Raw genomic sequence first — 22,353 nt, forward strand, 5'->3', positions numbered from 1 at the left:
ATATGGCAAGTTTAAAGCTTCAGGCAGTAACTAAATCTTACGATGGCATCACGCCGGTGATTAAGCAGATTGATTTAGATGTCGCCGACGGTGAATTCATCGTGATGGTTGGCCCCTCCGGTTGTGGTAAATCGACTCTGCTGCGCATGGTAGCGGGGCTGGAGCGTACCACCAGTGGCGATATTTATATCGATAATCAGCGGGTTACCGATCTGGAACCGAAAGATCGCGGCATCGCCATGGTGTTTCAGAATTATGCGCTCTATCCCCATATGAGCGTGTTTGACAATATGGCTTATGGCCTGAAAATCCGCGGTTTTGGCAAAGAGCAGATCCGTCAGCGCGTTGATGAAGCGGCCCGCATTCTGGAGCTGGAGCCGCTACTAAAACGCAAACCGCGTGAGCTATCGGGCGGTCAGCGGCAGCGGGTGGCGATGGGGCGGGCCATCGTGCGCGAACCGGCGGTTTTCTTGTTTGATGAGCCGCTGTCTAATCTGGATGCTAAGTTGCGGGTGCAGATGCGATTGGAGCTGCAACAGCTGCATCGTCGGCTGAAAACCACCAGTTTGTACGTGACCCATGATCAGGTGGAGGCGATGACCCTCGCTCAGCGGGTGATCGTGATGAACAAAGGGGTGGCGGAGCAAATTGGCACACCAAGCGAAGTTTACCAGCGGCCCGCATCACTGTTTGTCGCCAGTTTTATCGGCTCACCCGCCATGAACCTGTTTGCCGGAAGTGTCAGTGCTGATGGCTGCGCCTTTATTTTATCTGATGGAGTGCGCTTGCCGCTGGAAACTCCTCGGCCACAATGGGCCGATCGGCGCTTGACCCTGGGTATCCGTCCGGAGCATATTCAGCAGACAACTTCAGCGCTGGGGGTGCCGATGGCGCTGTTAACGCTGGAGTTATTGGGGGCGGACAATCTGGCGCACGGCCGGTGGGGCGGGCAGAGTATCATTGCCCGTCTATCCCACGAAGAGATGCCGGCGGCGGGCAGTGTGCTGCACTTATCCCTGCCCCCTGCGGCGCTGCACTTTTTTGATTCAGATAGCGGACTACGGATGGAAGCATGAGTAAAAATTGGCCTTACCCTCCGATTGTTGCCCATCGGGGCGGTGGTGCATTGGCACCGGAAAACACTTTGGCGGCCATTGAGGTCGGCGCGCGTCATGGTCACAAAATGATTGAGTTCGACGCCAAGTTATCGCAAGACGGCCAGATATTTCTGCTGCACGATGACACGCTGGAGCGGACCAGTAATGGTTGGGGTGTTGCGGGTGATTTGCCGTGGGAGAAGCTGATTCAGTTGGATGCGGGCGACTGGTATAGCCCGGAATTCCGGGGTGAGCGCTTACCACTGCTGTCAGAAGTGGCTGCGCGCTGCGCGCAATACGGCATGGCCGCGAATATCGAAATTAAGCCGACCCGCGGTGCGGAAGTGGTCACCGGGCGAGTTATCGCGCTGGCGGCGGGTCAGCTGTGGCAAGATCAGGCGATACCGCCGCTGTTGTCGTCATTCTCATTTGATGCTTTAGCCGCCGCGCAGCAAGCAGCACCGGAGCTGCCACGTGGGCTATTGCTGGATAAATGGGATGATAATTGGCCGGTATTGACCCAGCAGCTGGATTGCGTCTCTTTGCATATCAATCACAAGCAACTGACCGCTGAGCGAGTGGCGCAGCTCAAGGCCGCTGGGCTGCGTATTTTGGTCTATACCGTCAATCAGCCCACCCGAGCGCAGGAGTTGTTAAATTGGGGCGTTGATTGTATCTGTACTGACCGTATAGATTTAATATATCCTCGTCCTTGAAGCTACAGGGGTGTTAGCTGCGCTCACTCACCAGAATCACATACTTGAGTATGCTCATCGGGATTCGCTTGCTGGTTGCCTACCTCTAACTCCAATGACTTTGATATAAACAGAACAGGAACAGAGCAGGTCAGCCATTCTTACATTTACGGGCTGACCTGGCCCGGTCTGACAGGAAGTAAACCATGCCCGCCTTTGTTATTTCGCTCTGGCACCAGATTGTCTTGTCTTCACCGCTATTTGTTCTGCTTGCACTGGGCTACTGCTTGGTGCGATTCGGTAAGTGGCCATCCACTATCACTGATGGCCTGACCCGCTTTGTTTTCTCCCTCGCGCTGCCCGCCATGCTGTTTCGTATGATGTGCGACTTCTCCGAGCGCCCAGCGGTAGATGCACGTCTGTTGATCGCCTTTTTTGGTAGCTGCCTGGTGGTGTTTATTATCGGGCGAATTATCGCCAGTCGGGTATTTCATCTGGATGGTGTATCCGGCTCGGTATTTGCTCTCGGCGGGATTTTCTCCAATAACGTGATGTTAGGGCTGCCCATCGCCACCATTATGCTGGGGGAGAAGTCCATTCCGGCAGTGGCGCTGGTATTGGTGTTTAACGGATTGATTTTGTGGACATTGGTGACAATTTCGGTGGAGTGGGCGCGCAATGGTTCACCGACCATGGCGGGTTTTGTGAAAACGGCGCGTAGTGTGCTGACCAACCCATTGATTATTGGGATTATCTCCGGCACCTTATTCAGCCTGACGGGGTTGCAACTGCCGCAGTTTATCGACCAACCGGTTACCATGCTGGGGCAAGTCGCGCCACCACTCTCATTGATTGTGCTGGGAATGGGGCTGGCGGAGTACCGAGTCACCGAAGGCTGGCAAATCAGTAGCGCCATCTGCTTGCTCAAATTGATTGTTCAACCCATGGTGATTTGGGCGCTGGCATGGGCGATGAATCTACCAGTGCTGGAAACCCAGGTGGTGGTATTGCTGGGATCAATGGCGACAGGTGTGAATGTCTATCTGATGTCGCGCCAGTTTAATGTGCTAACTGGCCCTGCTGCCGCCAGTCTGGTGATGTCCACGGTGCTGGCCGCGGTCACCACCCCCCTGATTTTGACCATTATTGGGGTCGGGATGTAGCTCGGCGATGTAAAAGTGCGCTAGATAGCTCGGTGGGTTTATTTTTAACCAATCGTAAACCCACTTCGCCCAAAACTGCTCCCTCACTTCCGCTACAATGGCACTTTATCACCTCATTGAGCCAAATTATCGTGCCATTACTGGTCATTACCACCATTTTGTGGGCATTCTCTTTTAGCCTGATTGGCGAATATCTGGCAGGGCAGGTGGATAGCTGGTTCTCCGTGTTGATGCGGGTTGGGCTGGCTGCGCTGGTCTTTTTGCCGTTCCTGCGTTGGCGCAATATTAGTTGGCGAGTGATCCTGCTGTATATGGTGGTGGGCGCAATTCAATTAGGTATCATGTACTTATTCAGCTTCCGCGCCTATCTCTACCTGACTGTGCCGGAATTTTTGCTGTTTACCGTGATGACCCCGCTATATGTCACCTTAATTTATGATTTGCTGCGCCGTCAGCGCCTGCGTTGGGGCTATGCTCTCAGTGCACTATTGGCGGTGGTGGGGGCGGCTATCATTCGCTATGACCACCTGAGCGAGCATTTTTGGTGGGGATTGGTGCTGGTACAGGCGGCAAATCTCTGTTTTGCCATCGGGCAGGTGGGGTATAAGCGGTTGATGGAACTCCACCCGATCCCGCAGCATGTGGCCTTCTCATGGTTCTATGTCGGTGCTTTTTTGGTTGCGGTCTTTGCCTGGTTTGCTTTTGGCAATCCACAAAAACTACCGACCACTGAACTGCAATGGGGGGTGCTGGTGTGGCTTGGCATTGGCGCTTCCGGCTTAGGTTATTTCATGTGGAACTATGGTGCGACACAGGTCGATGCCGGCACCTTAGGTATCATGAATAACGTGCATGTTCCGGCTGGGTTACTGGTGAATCTGGCCATCTGGCAGGAAAAACCCCATTGGCCCAGCTTTATCATTGGGGCAACTGTGATAATGGCCTCACTATGGGTACACCGGCGTTGGGTCGCTCCGCACTCTTTACAAATGGCAGATGATCGCAAGCGTGCTGCCGGGCCGAACGAATAAATGCCTCAGTCACCGGTTGGCGCTGCTCTCCATCACGGACGGCAGCGTATAACCGGCTCCATAAGCCATCCCCCAATGTTTTGGTGGTAATTAGCCCCTGACGTTCAAAACTCTCCACCACCCAATGGGGGAGTGCGGCGATCCCCATCCGTGCGGAGACCATCTGGATCAGCAGCAGGGTGTTATCGACATTTTTCAGCACTGGGGTGACCCCTGACGGTTGCAGGAAATGCCGCCAGATATCTAATCGCTGCCGCTGCACCGGGTAGATCATCAACACTTCTGGCTCTAAATCTTCCGGCTCGATGCGGGCTTTATTGGCTAATGGGTGGTCTGGCGCTAATACCAGACGTACCTCAAAATCAAACATGGGCGAATAGTGCAAACCACTGCGCGGCAAAATATCTGATGTTAGCACCAGATCCAGCTCCCCTTGCTGCAAGGCGGGTTGCGGGTCGAAGGTCACTCCAGATTGGAAATCCATCGCCACTTGTGGCCAGTTTTTGTGGAAGTTATCCAGTGCTGGCGTTAGCCATTGAATGCAGCTATGGCACTCGATGGCGATACGCAGTGCGGTTTGGTGCGGCTCGTTGCAGGTTTGCAGTGCCTGCTTGATCTGTGGCAGCACTTGCTCTGCCAGCTGTAACAGGATCTCTCCCTGCGTGGTGAAGCGCAGCGGCTGACTTTTACGCACAAATAGACGAAAGCCCAGACGTTGTTCCAGATCGCTGAATTGATGGGACAAGGCCGATTGGGTCTGATGAAGTTGTGTCGCCGCCGCCGCCAGTGAGCCGGTATTACGCAAAGCTTGCAGGGTGCGTAAGTGTTTCAGTTCGATCATGAGAGTCCTTCACAGTGACAGTGAACAAATTGCGCTTGTGGATTATACAGTACCTGCTGATTATGGATGTGTAAACATCTGGATGGCTAAATGGGAAATATGACGATGACAATTTTAAATCACACACTGGGTTTTCCGCGTGTAGGTCTGAAACGTGAACTGAAAAAAGCACAAGAAAGTTACTGGGCAGGCAACTCGACACAAGAGGAATTGCTCAATGTGGGTCGTGAATTGCGCGCCCGTCATTGGCAACAACAGCAGCAAGTTGGCGTTGATTTAGTGCCAGTGGGTGACTTTGCCTGGTATGACCATGTATTGACCACCAGTTTGCTGCTGGGTAATGTCCCAGAGCGCCATCAGAATGCCGATGGCTCGATTGATCTGGATACCCTATTCCGCATTGGTCGTGGCCGCGCCCCCACTGGCACACCCGCGGCTGCGGCAGAAATGACCAAATGGTTTAATACCAACTATCACTACATGGTGCCGGAGTTCCAGCAAGGCCAGCAGTTCAAACTGGGCTGGACTCAACTGCTGGATGAAGTGGATGAAGCACTGGCCTTGGGCCACAAAATCAAACCTGTACTGCTTGGCCCGGTAACTTACCTGTGGCTGGGTAAAGTGAAAGGTGAGCAGTTCGATCGCCTCTCATTGCTGAAAGATATTCTGCCGGTTTATCAGCAAGTTCTGGCTGAACTGGCTAAGCGCGGCATTGAGTGGGTGCAGATTGACGAGCCGGCACTGGTACTGGAACTTCCGCCAGAGTGGCTGGATGCCTATCAACCGGCTTATCAGGCATTGCAGGGCCAGGTTAAATTGCTGCTGACCACCTATTTCGACAGCATCGGCCATAATCTCGACACTATTCGGGCATTACCGGTGCAAGGTCTGCATGTGGATGTGGTTGCCGGCCAGGATGATATTGCGGTTCTGAATGCAAAACTGCCAAAAGAGTGGCTGCTATCACTGGGGGTTATCAATGGCCGTAACGTCTGGCGTGCTGATCTCAGTCATTGGTTTGAACGCCTGAAACCACTGATTAATAGCCGCCCGTTATGGCTTGGCAGCTCTTGCTCCCTATTACATAGCCCGATTGATTTAAGTGAAGAGACGCGCCTTGATGCCGAGGTGAAAAGCTGGTTCGCCTTCGCCCTGCAAAAATGTGCTGAACTGTCATTACTGACTCAGGCGCTGAATGCACCGAGTGAAGCCAAGCGGGCGGAGCTGGCCGCTTACAGTGCGCCAATCCGCGCCCGCCGTGCCTCCAGCCGTGTACATAATGCGCAAGTGGAACAACGTCTGGCGGCAATCACTGCCCAAGATATTGAGCGCCAACTGCCTTATGAGGCCCGTGCAACAGCTCAGCGTAAGCGCTTTAACTTACCCGCCTGGCCGACCACCACTATCGGCTCATTCCCACAAACCACCGAGATCCGTGGCCTGCGCCTGGACTTCAAACAGGGTCGTTTGGATGGGAAAAACTACCGCACCGGTATCAGCGAGCATATCAAGCAAGCTATCACGGAGCAGGAGCGTTTGGGTCTGGATGTGCTGGTACATGGTGAAGCTGAACGTAATGATATGGTGGAGTATTTCGGTGAGCATCTGGATGGTTTTGTGTTTACCCAAAATGGTTGGGTGCAGAGCTACGGCTCCCGCTGTGTCAAGCCGCCAGTGATTATTGGTGACATCAGCCGCCCGGCAGCCATTACAGTTGAATGGGCGAAATATGCCCAGTCGCTGACGGACAAACCGGTAAAAGGCATGTTGACCGGGCCGGTCACCATTCTGTGCTGGTCATTCCCACGGGAAGATGTCAGCCGCGAAACCATCGCCAAACAAATTGCGCTGGCACTGCGTGATGAAGTGGAAGATCTTGAAAAAGCAGGTATTGGTATCATCCAGATTGATGAGCCAGCACTGCGTGAAGGGTTGCCGCTGCGCCGCGCCGATTGGCAAGCCTATCTGCAATGGGCAGTCGATGCCTTTAAATTGAATGCAGCAGTCGCGCAGAACGATACCCAAATTCACACCCATATGTGTTATTGCGAGTTCAATGACATTATGGATTCCATTGCTGCGCTGGATGCGGATGTGATTACCATCGAAACTTCCCGCTCAGATATGGAGTTGCTGGAGTCATTCGAAGATTTCGCCTATCCCAATGAGATTGGCCCCGGCGTTTATGACATTCACTCGCCGAATGTGCCCAGTGTGGAGTGGATTGAAGCGCTACTGCGCAAAGCCGCTCAGCGTATCCCAGCAGAACGGTTGTGGGTTAACCCAGATTGCGGTCTGAAAACCCGTGGCTGGCCGGAAACCCGCCAGGCATTGGCCAACATGGTGCTGGCTGCACAGCGTTTGCGTGAAGAGCAGATCTGATTGATACCCATTAACTCTCTGTGGTGACACTTGGGCGCATATTGCGCCCTTTTTTATGGTGGCTATTTGCCCTCTTCAGCTACCGGATTGGCGGCCACGCCGTGCTGAGCAAACCAATCGAGCATCCGCTGCCAGCCGTCCAGCGCAGAGTCTGCATGATAACTGGGGCGATAGTCGGCATTAAATGCGTGTCCTGCCTCTGGATAAACAATGATTTCGGCATCAGCATTGGCGGCGCGTAGTGCCTGCCGCATAGTGTCAATGTGCTCTGGTGTGATACTGCCATCTTTGCCGCCATACAGCCCCAGTACCGGCGCACTGAGATCGATGGCAACATCAACCGGATATTTGGGTAACAGTAAGGTTTTTTCGCCCACCAATTTGCCATACCAGGCCACGGCGGCTTTGAGCTGCGGATTATGGGCGGCATATAGCCAGGCAATGCGACCACCCCAGCAAAATCCTGTAATCGCCAATTTGCTGGTATCACCACCATGGCGAGAGGCCCAGTGTGCCGCGTGATCAAGATCGACCATGACCTGGCGGTCGGGTACTTTGCTAACCAAATTTTTAACTAACGCATTGATATCATCATACTCTTTGGCATCACCTTGGCGAAAATATAGCTCCGGTGCGATAGCCAGATATCCCTGCTTCGCCAACCTGCGGCAGATATCCTGTATATGCTCATGCACACCAAAAATCTCCTGCACAACAATCACTACAGGATATGGCCCAGTGTGCTGGGCGGGCTTGGCAATATAAGCCGGCAATTCATCACCCTGAGACGGAATGGTGGTTTCTCCGCAGTGAATACCCTGTTGATCGGTATGGCGGGTCGTCGAGGCTAATGGTGATACCGCAGCTGTGAAGCCGCCTGCTGCCTGCCTGAGAGTCATAAGTAGATCAGTTTTCACTGTGGTCTCCTTGCAGATGAGGAAAAGTTACCCGATAAGCTATTACTGCCGTCACTAAATTATTACTACTGTGTTATGCGCTACCGAATTTAACTATAGGTAATCTTTGAGATTTATGAGGTCAGGTTTTGTCGTGATTAATGACTTTGTGGTGACATAAAGGGAATTTGATAAGTCAGGCTGACAAATACTGAAAAGATATTGGTACGACATTGATCAATGAGTTCTATCATTGTCATTCACATACAAAATGGCGACTGCAACGGGCTGTTTTTGGATGATAAATAGCCTTAATTGATGCTATATGTGATCTTGTTCACAGTTATAATGTATTGGCTATTACCATTTCTTTTATCAAAGTGACTATCATCACGAAATAATGTGATGATTTTGAGTAAAGTATCTCTTTGTACCCCCTACAACATCTCTCATGAAAGAGGAGTCTCACACATGGCTAAATCCGACGTTTTTCACCTGGGCCTGACTAAAAATGATCTGCAAGGGGCAACTCTGGCTATCGTGCCGGGTGATCCGCAACGTGTTGAGAAAATCGCTAAATTGATGGATAACCCAGTACATCTGGCTTCTCATCGTGAATTTACCTCATGGCGCGCTGAATTAGACGGCAAAGCTGTGATTGTCTGCTCAACCGGTATTGGTGGCCCTTCAACGTCGATTGCTGTTGAAGAGTTAGCGCAGCTCGGTGTTCGGACTTTCCTACGTATTGGTACTACTGGTGCTATTCAGTCACATATTAATGTTGGTGATGTTTTGGTCACCACGGCGGCGGTGCGGTTAGATGGTGCCAGCCTGCACTTTGCCCCAATGGAGTTCCCAGCAGTGGCGGACTTTGCCTGCACAACCGCACTAGTTAATGCCGCAAAATCAGTGGGCGCAACTACCCACATTGGTGTTACCGCTTCCTCCGATACTTTCTATCCAGGACAAGAGCGTTACGACACTTTCTCTGGCCGTGTTGTTCGCCGTTTTAAAGGTTCAATGGAAGAGTGGCAATCTATGGGCGTGATGAATTATGAAATGGAATCTGCAACCTTGCTAACCATGTGTGCCAGCCAGGGCCTGCGCGCTGGTATGGTCGCCGGGGTGATTGTAAACCGCACCCAGCAAGAGATCCCGAACGAAGAAACCATGAAAGCAACCGAAAGCCACGCGGTGAAAATTGTGGTAGAAGCCGCACGGCACCTGCTGTAACAGTTCTCCGTTTATGGGCTAAGTGGCTACAACGGAGAGAACAGGCAGATCGTCAAGACGCCGTCAGTACATCCCTGGCGCGGCGCTGGACTCTTCTGCCTATCCTCACCGCTCAAGATAGAGTCATCAGGGTTTGTCAGCCGTCTGGAACGGGTCAGTTTACTGGCCCGTTTTTTATTTTATCCGGTTATCTGGTAAGGTCGTAGCTCACATAAAGGACAATAATAAGAGGAAAACATGACGAAACCTGCGCTCTCTCATCCTTCCCTGTTGCAACTGGATGGTGGTATTAACTTTCGTGATCTCGGTGGCAACCTTGGCGCTGATGGTCGGCGCATCAAGCGCGGCCTACTCTTTCGCTCTGGTTCACTTGATCGCTTGAGTGCCAAAGATTGTGATGTTCTCAGTCGCGGCCCCATTGCTCAAATTCTTGATTATCGTGATGCTGATGAAGTTCAGGCCAAGCCCGACGTGGTGTGGCAAGGGGCCAGTTACCACAACACTCCAGCCAACCCGCTAAGTAGCGAGGTGAATGCCAATCTGGAAAAACTAACTAATGAGACGTTAGCGGCATTTGATGCCCGTGCTTTTATGTTAGAGCTTTATCACCGATTACCGTTTAATAATCAGGCTTATAAGCAACTGACGGGTTTGCTGCAAAACTGCGCTTCGCCAGAACATACTGCTGCCAGTGTCGTACAGCATTGCGCTGTCGGGAAAGACCGCACCGGTGTGGGTTCTGCGCTGGTGCTATTCGCGCTAGGTGCCGACGAATCAACAGTATTGGAAGATTACCTGTTGACCGAAACCACACTGACGCCTTTCCGTGAACATATGCTGGCTGAGTTGTCACTGAAACTCAACGATGAGGCGCTAGGACAATTTGCTTTCGTATTGTCAGCCAAAGAAGAGTTTATTCAAACTGCGTTGCGCAGCATTCAAGAGCGATATGGTAGCCGTGAGCATTGGTTGCAACATGAATTTGGCCTAGGCAGTATCGAGCGTGAAAAGTTACAGGCCTACTTCTTAGAGTGATTTTTTTCCTGCACGCCATTCATCCGCTTTTATCTCGTACTGAGCCACCACTGAGTGGCTCTTTTTAACCGCTTAATGATACAAACTACCGCTTAACCAGATCGCTGATATTTCTCTTAGGCGTCAGGCGTATGTTAACGCCTGACAAATTCCCTGGAGAGAATGCTCATGCAACATGCGATTACCTTTGTTATCGCGTCCGCGTGTATCCTGACAATCTGCTACCGTTTATACGGTATCTTTTTTGTTCGTAAGGTACTGCGGGTCGATGACAGTGAAGTCACACCTTCCCACACCTTTGAAGATGGTAAAGATTACGTTCCGACTAAAAAATGGGTGAACTTTGGTAGCCACTTTGCAGCAATTGCTGCGGCTGGCCCCTTGGTTGGCCCGGTACTGGCAGCCCAATATGGTTATTTACCCGGTTTCCTGTGGCTACTGATTGGTTGTGTTATTGGCGGTGCTGTTCACGATACTGTGGTTCTGTTTGCGTCAATGAAACATCAAGGGAAATCCCTATCAGAAGTCGCTAAATCAGAACTTGGTCCGGTGGCTGGCTGGTGCACCGGTCTTGCCATGCTGTTCATTATCACTATCACCATGGCCGGGTTATCAATGGTTGTGGTACATGCCTTGGAACGTAACCCTTGGGGTACTTTCGCGGTATTCATGACAATCCCGATCGCTATCTGCGTAGGTTTATGGGAACGCATGACAGGTAGCATGAAAGGGGCCTCTTATGTCGGTATCGCCGCTATCATGGTGTGCGTATTTGTTGGCCCATACATTGAAGGCACTTGGCTTGGCGATTGGTTAATGCTGAAAGCCGATACCGTCAGCATTATTCTGCCAATGTATGCTTTCTTTGCGACCGCCTTACCTGTTTGGATGTTACTGACCCCTCGCGGTTATCTTTCTAGTTTTATGAAGATCGGTGTATTCGGTGCGCTGATTGTTGGTGTTGTATTTATTAACCCCGAAATTCAATTCCCAGCATTAACACAATTTATCCATGGTGGTGGCCCAGTGCTGGCAGGTCCAGTCTGGCCGTTTATCTCTATTACTATTGCCTGTGGTGCTATTTCTGGTTTCCATGCCTTTATCGGTTCAGGGACAACACCAAAACAGATCGACAAATGGAGCGATATCTTACCTGTCGGCTTTGGTGCGATGCTGGCCGAGTGTATGGTTGGGGTAATGGCTCTGATTGCGGCAACCTCTCTGCATCCTGCTGACTATTTTGCCATTAACTCTTCCGCTGAAGCATGGAGTTTACTGGGTATGGAAGTGGTTAACCTGCCACAACTGAGTCAGGAAATTGGTCTGGACCTGTATGGCCGCACCGGTGGTGCTGTAACCTTAGCGGTCGGCATGACGGATATCTTTATTCGTGTGCCATGGTTCAGCAGCATGGCTGCTTACTTCTTCCAGTTTGTTGTTATGTTTGAAGCTGTATTTATCCTAACTGCCGTTGACTCAGGCACCCGCGTTGCTCGCTACCTACTGCAAGATTTCTTGGGTGACATCTGGGCACCACTAAAACGCACCGACTGGTTACCTGGCACCCTGGCATGTAGTGTTATCGCTTGTGCGTTATGGGGTTATCTCCTTAACTCGGGTGACATCAATTCGGTTTGGGCGCTATTCGGTGTATCCAACCAGTTAATGGCTTCTGTTGGTTTAATCATTGGTGCCACTATTATTCTGCGTTTAGCAACCAAACGTATCTATATGCTGACCTGTGTGATTCCTCTCGCTTATCTGTTTGTCACCGTAAACTATGCGGGCTACTGGATGATCACTCACGTGTACTTCAATTCAGCAGCGAAGGGTTACAATCTGTTCAACGGTATTATCTCTATTATTATGATGACACTGGGCGTTATTATCCTGATATCAGCACTGAAAAAATGGCGTGAACTGTGGATCCGCAGATCTGCCGAGATGGCTGGTAATAAAGTGGTAACTGCCAACGCCTGATACCCTTGATTCATCGCGTTAATCTATATAAGCGGTCGGGATCCTCCGGCCGTTTATTATTTGTTAAGCCAAAATAGCGATACATTGAGTATGCTAATGACCACTTTCTTAACAATAGGAAAACGCATGTGACCCTGAATGACATCATTACTATCATTATTGATTTTGTTCGTGAACATGAGTCATGGGCCATGCCTATCGTCTTTATTCTCGCTTTTGGTGAGTCCCTCGCCTTCCTTTCTTTACTGCTGCCTGCAACGGTTATCTTGCTCGGACTGGGTGCGCTAATTGGTGAAAGTGGTATCTCATTCTGGCCAATTTGGGCCGCCGCCGCCGCCGGTGCTTTTTTTGGCGACTGGGTCTCATATTGGGTTGGTATCCATTACAAAGACCGTGTCGGCAAAATGTGGCCACTCTCTCGCAATCCCCAGTTACTCGTGCGCGGTCATGCATTCTTTGAGCGTTGGGGCTTTTTTGGTGCCTTTATCGGCCGTTTCTTCGGCCCATTACGTGCAGTCGTTCCTTTGGTTGCCGGTATCTGTGCCATGCCAAAATTCTATTTTCAATTGGCTAATATCACTTCTGCCCTCATTTGGGCCTTTGGCATTTTGGCCCCGGGCGCATTCGGTATTCAGTGGTTCTCTCGCTGGATAGATTAAGTCCACAAGTGGCAGTCGGCGGTCAACGGATGACAGTTTTAACCTAACTTTGCGCAAGATGGCGAGCGCTTTTTTATCTGCTTGTTATTTATGCGCACAGCTTCGCAAGACAGAATGTAATAGAAAAAACACTCTGGACATCCATACAGTATCCCCTTACCTTGACTGACATTAGGTTAATGGGGAGATAACCGTGGATATCAGTTTATTTTATGGGCTGGGTGGCTGCCTTATTGGCGGGCTGATGGGGTGGTTGATTGCCAGCTTGTATCAGCAGCGTAATAAGGCACAGCAAGATATTGAGCGGCGATTATTGGAGCAGGCGCTACAGCAAGCCCAACAGAATACGGCAGATTTACAGTCTACTTTGCAACGCAATGAGCAGCAATTACGGCAAGGTGAGTTGGAGCAGCGCAATTTGCACAGTCAACTTGCGGGTAATGCTGAAAAACTACAACAGTTGGCTCATTGGCGTGGTGAATGTGATCAACTCAATCAAGAGCTGCGCGCTCAACGAGAAGTGAATAGCGCCCAAGAGGCGGAGCTACGGGAAGTGACTATTCGCCTGGAAGAGACGCGTCTTACCGCAGAAGAGAAGCAGCGTTTACTCCTTAACAGTGAGCAGCGGCTGACTACGCAATTCGAAAATCTAGCTAACCGTATTTTTGAACAGACAGGGCGGCGGGCAGATGAGCAAAATCAGCAGAGTTTGGATCGCTTGTTGTTGCCCTTGCGGGAGCAACTGGATGGTTTCCGCCGCCAAGTTCAGGACAGCTTCGGGCAGGAAGCTCGAGAGCGGCATACTTTGACTCACGAAATTCGTAGCCTACAACAACTCAATGCACAAATGGCACGAGAAGCGCTAAACCTAACCAAGGCCCTGAAAGGGGATAATAAAACGCAGGGGAACTGGGGTGAAGTGGTTCTGGCTAAAGTGCTGGAAGCATCGGGGCTGCGTGAAGGCTATGAATATCAAACTCAGGTGAGTGTAAAAATTGATAGCAATAGCCGTATGCAGCCAGATGTGATCGTCCGCTTGCCACAGGGGAAAGATGTTGTTATTGACGCTAAAATGTCGCTGGTGGCTTATGAACGCTATTTTAATAGTGAGGATGATGCTGAACGCGAAGTTGCGTTGAATGAACATTTATCGTCGCTGCGTTCTCATATCAAAATGTTAGGCCGCAAGGATTATCAGCAGCTTCCTGGCTTACGTTCACTTGATTATGTATTGATGTTTATCCCGGTAGAACCTGCTTTTTTGGTGGCTATCGATCGTCAACCCGAATTGATCAGTGAAGCGCTACAGCACAACATTATGTTGGTTAGCCCAACAACATTGCTGGTGGCTTTACGGACTATTACTAATTTATGGCGCTACGAGCATCAAAGCCAAAATGCACAACGTATCGCTGAGAGAGCAGCCAAACTCTATGACAAATTACGTTTATTTGTTGATGATATGGAGTCATTGGGGCAAAGCCTCGATAAAGCGCAGCTAAGTTATCGTCAGGCAATGAACAAACTGTCGCAAGGCCGTGGTAATCTGATAGGGCAAGTTGAAGGTTTTCGCGCTCTGGGGGTCGAGGTAAAGCGGCCTATTAGTCCATCATTGGCAGGGAAAGCCAGTATGGAAGATCAACTAGAGGGCGATTTAGCACTATCCGATGATGCGGAATCAGAGGCATACCCCAGTAAGATGGGTATAGATGATCCTGCACCGCTGAAGTATCAGGGTTAGTTGCATGTTCCTCTTCTGTATGATGTTGAGAAGACTGCAGTTAAGCAGTGGCCTTAATACCAGGTGAGGTGGGGCTTTCATCGGAGTTCTGGTACACTTCCTCGAAAGATTGACTGAAAAGCAGGCATAAAAAAATGGTAGATCAGGAGAAGGAAACCACTCATTTTGGTTTCCGCACCGTAGCCAAAGAAAAAAAAGAAGGCATGGTGGCAGAAGTTTTTCATTCCGTAGCAGCTAAATACGATCTGATGAATGACCTGATGTCGTTCGGCGTTCATCGTATTTGGAAGCGTTTTACCATTGACTGTAGCGGTGTCCGTCGCGGTCAGCGGGTATTGGATCTGGCAGGTGGTACTGGAGATTTGACTGCTAAGTTCTCTCGCTTGGTGGGGGAGCAGGGTGAAGTGGTTCTGGCTGATATCAATGAATCTATGTTGCGTATGGGCCGTGAAAAGCTGCGTGACAAAGGTATTGTCGGTAATGTTAGTTATGTGCAAGCCAATGCCGAGGCGCTACCTTTCCCTGACAACTACTTTGATTGCATTACTATTTCATTTGGTTTGAGAAATGTAACCGAAAAAGAAAAAGCGTTGCGCTCAATGTTTCGTGTCTTAAAACCCGGTGGCCGTTTGCTCGTTCTTGAATTCTCCAAACCACTTCTGGAGCCTTTGAGCAAAGCCTATGATGCATACTCCTTCCATATCTTGCCTAAAATTGGTGAGCTTGTAGCTCAGGATTCTGAAAGTTACCGTTATTTGGCGGAATCTATTCGGATGCACCCTGATCAAGAAACACTCAAAGGCATGATGATTGATGCTGGGTTCGAGAACGTAACTTATTCCAATTTAACCGGTGGCATTGTTGCATTACATCGGGGTTTTAAGTTTTAACAGGAATATGGATATGCCGCTAAGAACACTGTTATTTAAGCCATTTTCATTAAAGCCTACACTGCTGTCGCCGCTCATAACAGCCATTATAGAGACATCATTAAATAGTGTGCTATTTCGCGATAAGAGCATGAAAACTGCGCGTTTACGTTTGGTGGGGAAGGTCTTGCGTATCGAGTTACGCGAGCTTAACTTCCCTTTGCTACTCATATTCAGCGAACGGCAGGTGGATGTTTTAAGTCAATGGGATGGTGATGCGGATTGCATAGTAAAAACGGAAGTTGCTGTGTTGGCAAAACTGCGTGACCGGCAGCAACTTTCACCTTTAATGCGCAGTGGTGAGCTGATCGTCGAAGGTGACATTCAGGTAGTTCAACAAATTGTTGCTCTTTTGGATCTCGCCGAGTGGGATCCCGCGGAATGGCTGGCACCCTATATCGGTGATATTGCGGCAGAAACTATTGGGCAGGTAGTACATAAGAGCCACCATGTTCTTCGTGAGCAATTGCGACAGCAACAACACTATTTGGCTGAAGCTATCACTGAAGAATGGAAAATGGCTCCGGCACCACTGGAAGTAGTGTGGTTTAACGAAGAGGTTGATGCTACAGCCCGAGAGACTGAGGCTTTGAGTGCCAGATTGGCAACCATGGAGACAAAACAATGACGCCAGGAGAACTTCGGCGCCTGTATCTCATTATTCGGGTTTTTTTAAGTTACGGGCTGGATGAATTAATTCCGAAGATACGTTTGACGCTACCACTGCGTATTGGTCGTTATCTGTTTTTCTGGCTGCCAAATCGGCATAAAGAGATGCCATTAGGTGAGCGTTTGCGCCTTGCCTTGCAAGAATTAGGGCCAGTTTGGATCAAATTTGGTCAGATGATGTCCACCCGCCGTGATCTTTTCCCACCGACAATCGCCGACCAACTTGCGATGTTACAGGATAGGGTTGCTCCATTTGATGGAGCACTCGCAAGAAAGCACATCGAAATAGCGATGGGTGGACCTTTAGAAACATGGTTTGACGACTTTGACCAGCAAGCGCTAGCTTCAGCATCTATTGCTCAAGTACACACTGCGCGCTTAAAGCATAACGGTCAGGAAGTGGTGCTCAAAGTTATTCGCCCTGATATTTTGCCGATTATCAAAGCAGATGTGCGCTTGATGTACCGTTTGGCGGGCTGGGTTCCCAAACTGCTACCTGATGGACGTAGACTGCGTCCACGAGAAGTGGTGCGTGAATACGAAAAAACGCTGCTTGATGAGCTAAACCTGCTGCGTGAAGCAGCTAATGCCATTCAATTGCGCCGTAATTTTGAAAACAGTCCCATGCTCTACATTCCAGAAGTCTATTCCGACTATTGCCGGGAAAGTGTCTTGGTGATGGAGCGGATTTATGGCATCCCAGTATCTGATATTGCCGCTTTGGAAGCTCAAGGCACAAATATGAAACTGCTGGCTGAGCGCGGGGTTCAGGTCTTCTTCACTCAGGTTTTTCGCGACAGTTTTTTCCATGCAGATATGCATCCAGGGAATATTTTTGTCAGCTATGAGCATCCCCATGATCCGCTTTATATCGGTATTGACTGTGGTATTGTCGGTTCGCTAAACAAAGCGGATAAGCGCTATCTTGCTGAAAACTTTATTGCTTTCTTTAACCGCGACTACCGGCGGGTTGCCGAACTGCATGTCGATTCTGGTTGGGTTCCCCGTGACACTAATGTAGAAGATTTTGAGTTTGCTATTCGTACTGTTTGCGAACCTATTTTCGAAAAACCACTGGCAGAGATATCATTCGGGCATGTGCTGTTGAATCTCTTTAATACTGCGCGCCGCTTTAACATGGAAGTGCAGCCACAACTCGTGTTGCTGCAAAAAACTTTGTTATATGTCGAAGGGTTAGGGCGTCAGCTATACCCTCAGCTCGATCTCTGGACGACGGCCAAACCTTTCCTTGAAAGTTGGCTACGGGATCAAGTCGGCCTGCCCGCCGTGATCCGTGCGTTGAAAGAAAAGGCCCCGTTCTGGGCTGAAAAATTTCCTGAATTGCCAGAACTGGTTTACGACAGCTTACAACAGCATAAATTATTACAACAAAGTGTGGATAAGCTCACTATACAGATACAAGGCCAGCAACAACGTCAGGGGCAGTCACGGTATTTGTTTGGTGTTGGCGCTACACTGTTAGTGAGCGGTACTATTTTATTCTTAGCCAGTGAAATGGAAATCTCTATAGGATTCATTACGGTAGGCATATTAGCTTGGTTTATTGGTTGGAGACGTACTCGTTAAAATATCTATCGCTCAGAGTGCCAGATTATGAGCTAGTTCAAAGTGCGGTAAGTTAGATTAGTATTCACAAAAGCTATATAACGTATAATATGGTTTTCTGTGGAATAACCCCTGTAAATAGAGGTATATGTAATGGGTGGTATAAGCATTTGGCAGTTATTAATCATTGCCGTGATCGTCGTTCTGCTGTTTGGTACCAACAAACTGCGGACTTTAGGGTCAGATCTGGGTGCATCTATCAAAGGCTTTAAAAAGGCCATTGGTGATGATCCACAAACCCCGCCAACGAATGCTGACAAAACCAGCAACGATGCTGATTTTGCAAAATCTCTTACTGAAAAACAGCAGCCGGTAGTCAAAGCTGAAGAAACTAAGAGTCACGACAAAGAGCAGGGATAAGCTGTGTTTGACATTGGGGTAAGTGAACTGCTGCTGGTTCTTGTCATCGGTCTGGTAGTCCTTGGGCCGGAACGGTTACCTGTGGCTGTCAGAACTGTCTCGGGCTGGATTCGTACATTGCGTTCACTTGCAGCAACAGTGCAAAACGAATTGGCGCAAGAGCTTAAGGTACAAGAGTTACAAGATAGCTTAAAGAAAGTAGAACAGGCTGGCTTGCAAAATCTGACACCTGAGCTGAAAGCTTCAATGGATGAACTCAAAGAGGCCGCTGAAGCGCTGAAACGCTCTTATCAGTCTGACACTAGCTCGGAAGCGCCACATACGATCCATAATCCATTGGTGACTGAGCCTGAAGCCATTCATGATGGAGTTACACCGGCTGAGTCAGCAACTCAAGCTTCGGCGTCACCGCAAGTGCCGGAGATGAGTGATGCGAGCACGCTGGTAGAGACTAAGCTTGTGGAGACTGCACCTGATAGCGTTGAGAAACCTGTTATTCAGGTTGAGGAATTTACTAAGCCCATCCCCTCTGTTGGTGGGGAGCCTGTGCCTGTTACAAAAACATCCGTAGCCAAGGCACACACTGCCACAGTTGACTCCCATAGCACTGACTCACTCAGCGCTGACCAACCTCGAACTCACCAACCTGGCGGCGATCGGTAAACATGGCTGTTGATGATACCCAACCCCTTATCACGCATTTGATAGAACTGCGTAAGCGGCTATTGAATTGCATAATCACTGTTCTAGTGGTTTTTCTGGTATTGGTTTTTTTTGCCAATGATATTTATCAACTGGTATCGGCACCGCTGATCAAACAGATGCCTGTGGGTGCCAGTATGATTGCAACAAATGTTGCATCGCCTTTCTTCACCCCGATTAAATTGACGATGATGGTCTCGGTATTTGTCTCAGCACCGATGATCCTTTATCAGGTTTGGGCATTTATTGCCCCTGCGCTGTATAAGCATGAACGCCGCTTGATGGTTCCACTGTTAATATCCAGCAGCTTCTTATTTTATCTAGGTATGGCGTTTGCTTACTTTGTTGTTTTTCCGTTAGCCTTTGGTTTTTTCGCCAAAACAGCGCCGGAAAACGTATTATTCGCGCCGGATATTACTACATATCTTGATTTTGTTATGGCGCTTTTTATGGCCTTTGGTATCTCTTTTGAAGTCCCGATTGCGATAATTCTCTTGTGCTGGACAGGGGTAACAACACCTGAGGCATTGAAGAAAAAGCGCCCTTATGTGTTTGTCGGCGCTTTTGTTGTCGGCATGCTTCTTACGCCCCCAGATGTGCTATCACAGACATTATTGGCAATTCCGATGTATCTGTTATTTGAAGTCGGTGTATTCTTTGCCCGTTTTTATACCGGTAAACAACGTCGCTCAGATATTGAGGAAGAGGATGACGAAATAGACCATCATCCGAAAGTGCCTTAAATAGATACCTTGATATTTTAAGCCGTCCTTTGGGCGGCTTCTATTTTGGAATGCTCATGTTTGATATTGGCGTGAATTTAACAAGTTCACAATTTGCAAAAGATCACTCGCAGGTCGTTGCTCGCGCAAAAGATGCCGGGGTTACCGGTATACTTATCACGGGTACTGATGCTGAGGAAAGTCAGGCCGCACTTGATCTTGCTATCGCTAATCCGGAATATTGCTGGTCAACCGCTGGTGTTCATCCTCATCAAGCGAGCACTTGGCAAAACCATGTTGAACAGCAAATTAGAACTTTAGCCACCAATGTATCTGTAGTGGCTATTGGTGAGTGTGGATTAGATTTTAACCGCAACTTCTCCACCCCAATAGAGCAAGAAATTGCATTTACCGCCCAATTGGCGCTGGCTGCCGAGCTTTCTATGCCGGTATTTTTACATTGCCGTGATGCCCACGAACGTTTCATTACGCTACTTTCGCCCTGGCTAGACAAGATCCCCGCAGCCGTTGTGCATTGCTTTACCGGCACTGCTGATGAATTGGATTCCTGTCTGGCCTTGGGCTTATCTATTGGTATTACCGGGTGGGTTTGCGATGAACGCCGTGGCCTTGAACTGAGATCTCTGCTGTCACGCATTCCGGCGCAACAGCTGTTACTAGAAACAGATGCTCCCTATTTATTGCCAAGGGATATACATCCTAAACCTGCATCCCGTCGCAATGAACCCTGCTTTCTGCCCCATATCGTCCAGCAGGTTGCTGCCTGGCGACAAGAAGACCCTCAATGGCTAGGGCAGAAAACTGATGAAAACGCCCGCCGGATTTTCCGGTTGGTTTGAGTTAGGAGAACAATATGAGCTATGCATTCCCAGGCACCTTTCCTGGTCGCCGTATGCGCCGTGTGCGCCGTCATGATTTCAGTCGTCGCCTGGTTGCTGAAAATCAGCTGACAGTTAATGATCTGATCTATCCGGTGTTTGTCATGGAGGGATCTAACCAGCAACAGGCCGTTTCATCTATGCCGGGCGTCTCGCGTATGACGATCGATCTGTTGGTGAAAGAAGCTGAGGCAATTGCCAGGCTGGGTGTCCCGGTCATATCGTTATTTCCTGTCATTGAGTCCGGTGCCAAATCACTGCTCGCGGAAGAGGCTTATAACCCGAATGGCCTGGTACAACGCACGGTGCGCGCGCTTAAAGACGCAGTACCAGAATTAGGTATTCTTACCGATGTCGCTCTCGATCCCTACACAACCCATGGTCAAGATGGTGTGATTGATGCTGATGGCTATGTCATTAATGATATTACGAAAGAGATTTTAGTCCGTCAGGCATTGTCACACGCTGAAGCTGGCGCTGAGATTATTGCTCCGAGCGATATGATGGATGGCCGTATCGGTGCTATTCGCGATCAGTTGGAACTACAAGGTTTGGTAAATACACAAATCATGGCGTATTCAGCAAAGTATGCCTCTTGTTACTATGGCCCATTCCGCGATGCAATTGGCTCCAGCAGTAATTTGAAAGGCGGCGATAAAAAAAACTATCAAATGGACCCGGCTAATAGTGATGAAGCTTTGCAAGAGATAGCTCAGGATCTGCAGGAAGGGGCGGATATGGTGATGGTGAAACCTGGAATGCCCTATCTGGATGTGGTGCGTCGGGTGAAAGAGACTTTCGGCGTGCCGACCTTTGCCTATCAAGTCTCGGGTGAATATGCCATGCACATGGCTGCAATTCAGAATGGTTGGCTGCAAGAAAAGCCCACTGTGATGGAGTCACTATTATGCTTTAAACGTGCGGGTGCAGATGGGGTATTAACCTATTTCGCGAAGCAGGTAGCACAATGGCTACATGACGACCAAATGCAGCGTTAATATCTCTGGTATGACTCATTTGGTATAAATTAAGAAGGTAGGTACAAATGTGCCTACCTGGAATATGGTTTGTATTATGCTAAACAGCAATATTATTGCTTTTCGAACTGGCGATTTTCCAGACTCTGTATCACTTGGCTATTTAGCATATTCAGCAACAGCATTGACCGCGCTTCACCATCAGGTTCAGTATAAATCGCCTGTAATCCGGCAAAAACACCCTCAGTAATCGTCACAATATCACCAGGAAGAGGTACTTCTGGCGCAATGATTTTGTCCGTTGTATGGGACTGCATCTCGGTAATAACGATGTCTGGTATTACCGCAGGTTGTGCACCAAAACGGACAAAGTGGCTTACACCGCGAGTTGCACTGATAGTCGTGGTATGAATATCCTCTGCATCGAACGCCACAAACAGATAGTTGGGGAATAAAGGCTCCGTCACCTCAGTACGCTTCCCGCGAACTATTTTTTCGATAATCACTAACGGTGTCCAACAGTTCACTGCTTGCCGCTCTAAATGCTCTTTGGCACGCAAAAGTTGACCACGTTTACAATATAATAAATGCCAATGTTTCATAATGTCACATGCCTTTGTGATCCTATCTGGCAGCATAGCAAAAGTGGGAGAATATATATAGTGAGGAAGAAATCATCACTTTGGATATATAGTTTGTTATACAAAGGTTTAATC

21 protein-coding genes are annotated in these 22,353 nt (G+C 49.3%); 18 read left to right on the plus strand and 3 right to left on the minus strand.

Going from position 1 to position 22,353, the window contains the following annotated elements; translation table 11 throughout:
- Window positions 1–2: 2 nt before the first annotated feature.
- The 4 genes from HRK25_RS07585 (at window position 3) to HRK25_RS07600 (ending at window position 3,986) form a co-directional block, all read left to right on the plus strand.
- The gene (locus HRK25_RS07585) at window positions 3–1,076 is read left to right on the plus strand and encodes a sn-glycerol-3-phosphate import ATP-binding protein UgpC (protein WP_005274782.1); all 1,074 of its coding nucleotides are present in this window, start codon (window positions 3–5) and stop codon (window positions 1,074–1,076) included.
- Window positions 1,073–1,813, plus strand: a complete 741-nt coding sequence (ugpQ, locus tag HRK25_RS07590) for a glycerophosphodiester phosphodiesterase (RefSeq protein ID WP_032898002.1) — start codon at window positions 1,073–1,075, stop codon at window positions 1,811–1,813. The genes HRK25_RS07585 and ugpQ overlap by 4 nt, the downstream gene beginning before the upstream one ends.
- Before the next feature lie 185 nt (window positions 1,814–1,998).
- On the plus strand, window positions 1,999–2,955 hold the full coding sequence (locus HRK25_RS07595) for an AEC family transporter (RefSeq protein ID WP_005274779.1): 957 nt from the start codon (window positions 1,999–2,001) through the stop codon (window positions 2,953–2,955).
- A 131-nt stretch (window positions 2,956–3,086) separates the two neighbouring features.
- The gene (locus HRK25_RS07600) at window positions 3,087–3,986 is read left to right on the plus strand and encodes a carboxylate/amino acid/amine transporter (RefSeq protein ID WP_032898018.1); all 900 of its coding nucleotides are present in this window, start codon (window positions 3,087–3,089) and stop codon (window positions 3,984–3,986) included.
- Here HRK25_RS07600 and metR read toward each other — a convergent pair.
- The gene (gene metR / locus HRK25_RS07605) at window positions 3,874–4,827 is read right to left on the minus strand and encodes an HTH-type transcriptional regulator MetR (protein WP_005274777.1); all 954 of its coding nucleotides are present in this window, start codon (window positions 4,825–4,827) and stop codon (window positions 3,874–3,876) included. The genes HRK25_RS07600 and metR overlap by 113 nt on opposite strands.
- 105 nt (window positions 4,828–4,932) lie before the next feature.
- Between metR and metE the strand changes: the two genes are divergently transcribed.
- Window positions 4,933–7,209 (plus strand): 5-methyltetrahydropteroyltriglutamate--homocysteine S-methyltransferase, encoded by a 2,277-nt coding sequence (metE, locus tag HRK25_RS07610; RefSeq protein WP_081444624.1) that lies wholly within the window; start codon window positions 4,933–4,935, stop codon window positions 7,207–7,209.
- Window positions 7,210–7,271: 62 nt separating this feature from the next.
- On the opposite strand, the gene HRK25_RS07615 is transcribed toward metE, so the two are convergent.
- On the minus strand, window positions 7,272–8,126 hold the full coding sequence (locus tag HRK25_RS07615) for a dienelactone hydrolase family protein (RefSeq protein WP_032898001.1): 855 nt from the start codon (window positions 8,124–8,126) through the stop codon (window positions 7,272–7,274).
- A gap of 450 nt (window positions 8,127–8,576) precedes the next feature.
- Between HRK25_RS07615 and udp the strand changes: the two genes are divergently transcribed.
- The 13 genes from udp (at window position 8,577) to hemB (ending at window position 21,658) form a co-directional block, all read left to right on the plus strand.
- Window positions 8,577–9,338: a uridine phosphorylase gene (gene udp / locus HRK25_RS07620; protein WP_004875869.1), complete on the plus strand. Its 762-nt coding sequence runs from the start codon at window positions 8,577–8,579 to the stop codon at window positions 9,336–9,338.
- Between the two features lie 237 nt (window positions 9,339–9,575).
- On the plus strand, window positions 9,576–10,373 hold the full coding sequence (locus HRK25_RS07625; RefSeq protein ID WP_005274771.1) for a tyrosine-protein phosphatase: 798 nt from the start codon (window positions 9,576–9,578) through the stop codon (window positions 10,371–10,373).
- A gap of 168 nt (window positions 10,374–10,541) precedes the next feature.
- Window positions 10,542–12,353: a carbon starvation CstA family protein gene (locus HRK25_RS07630; RefSeq protein ID WP_004875871.1), complete on the plus strand. Its 1,812-nt coding sequence runs from the start codon at window positions 10,542–10,544 to the stop codon at window positions 12,351–12,353.
- 128 nt (window positions 12,354–12,481) lie between these two features.
- Window positions 12,482–13,012: a DedA family protein gene (locus HRK25_RS07635; protein ID WP_005274769.1), complete on the plus strand. Its 531-nt coding sequence runs from the start codon at window positions 12,482–12,484 to the stop codon at window positions 13,010–13,012.
- Between the two features lie 193 nt (window positions 13,013–13,205).
- The gene (rmuC, locus tag HRK25_RS07640; protein WP_005274768.1) at window positions 13,206–14,753 is read left to right on the plus strand and encodes a DNA recombination protein RmuC; all 1,548 of its coding nucleotides are present in this window, start codon (window positions 13,206–13,208) and stop codon (window positions 14,751–14,753) included.
- A 134-nt stretch (window positions 14,754–14,887) separates the two neighbouring features.
- Window positions 14,888–15,643 (plus strand): bifunctional demethylmenaquinone methyltransferase/2-methoxy-6-polyprenyl-1,4-benzoquinol methylase UbiE, encoded by a 756-nt coding sequence (gene ubiE / locus HRK25_RS07645; RefSeq protein ID WP_004875874.1) that lies wholly within the window; start codon window positions 14,888–14,890, stop codon window positions 15,641–15,643.
- A gap of 13 nt (window positions 15,644–15,656) precedes the next feature.
- A complete protein-coding gene (gene ubiJ, locus HRK25_RS07650) occupies window positions 15,657–16,310 on the plus strand; it encodes a ubiquinone biosynthesis protein UbiJ (RefSeq protein WP_032898000.1) in 654 nt (217 codons plus the stop codon).
- The gene (gene ubiB / locus HRK25_RS07655; protein ID WP_032897999.1) at window positions 16,307–17,938 is read left to right on the plus strand and encodes a ubiquinone biosynthesis regulatory protein kinase UbiB; all 1,632 of its coding nucleotides are present in this window, start codon (window positions 16,307–16,309) and stop codon (window positions 17,936–17,938) included. Before ubiJ ends, ubiB begins: the two co-directional genes overlap by 4 nt.
- Window positions 17,939–18,070: 132 nt before the next feature.
- Window positions 18,071–18,337, plus strand: coding sequence for a Sec-independent protein translocase subunit TatA (gene tatA / locus HRK25_RS07660; RefSeq protein ID WP_005274764.1), 267 nt, complete (start codon window positions 18,071–18,073; stop codon window positions 18,335–18,337).
- A 3-nt stretch (window positions 18,338–18,340) separates the two neighbouring features.
- Window positions 18,341–19,000 (plus strand): Sec-independent protein translocase protein TatB, encoded by a 660-nt coding sequence (tatB, locus tag HRK25_RS07665; RefSeq protein ID WP_005274762.1) that lies wholly within the window; start codon window positions 18,341–18,343, stop codon window positions 18,998–19,000.
- A 2-nt stretch (window positions 19,001–19,002) separates the two neighbouring features.
- The gene (gene tatC, locus HRK25_RS07670) at window positions 19,003–19,782 is read left to right on the plus strand and encodes a Sec-independent protein translocase subunit TatC (RefSeq protein WP_032897998.1); all 780 of its coding nucleotides are present in this window, start codon (window positions 19,003–19,005) and stop codon (window positions 19,780–19,782) included.
- A 56-nt stretch (window positions 19,783–19,838) separates the two neighbouring features.
- The gene (gene tatD, locus HRK25_RS07675) at window positions 19,839–20,621 is read left to right on the plus strand and encodes a 3'-5' ssDNA/RNA exonuclease TatD (protein WP_005274755.1); all 783 of its coding nucleotides are present in this window, start codon (window positions 19,839–19,841) and stop codon (window positions 20,619–20,621) included.
- Between the two features lie 14 nt (window positions 20,622–20,635).
- On the plus strand, window positions 20,636–21,658 hold the full coding sequence (gene hemB / locus HRK25_RS07680) for a porphobilinogen synthase (RefSeq protein WP_005274752.1): 1,023 nt from the start codon (window positions 20,636–20,638) through the stop codon (window positions 21,656–21,658).
- Between the two features lie 92 nt (window positions 21,659–21,750).
- Here the strand turns inward: hemB and rfaH are convergent, their stop codons facing one another.
- On the minus strand, window positions 21,751–22,239 hold the full coding sequence (rfaH, locus tag HRK25_RS07685; protein WP_005274751.1) for a transcription/translation regulatory transformer protein RfaH: 489 nt from the start codon (window positions 22,237–22,239) through the stop codon (window positions 21,751–21,753).
- Window positions 22,240–22,353: the final 114 nt, after the last annotated feature.

It is taken from the genome of Yersinia bercovieri ATCC 43970 (assembly GCF_013282745.1).
GTDB lineage: Bacteria > Pseudomonadota > Gammaproteobacteria > Enterobacterales > Enterobacteriaceae > Yersinia > Yersinia bercovieri.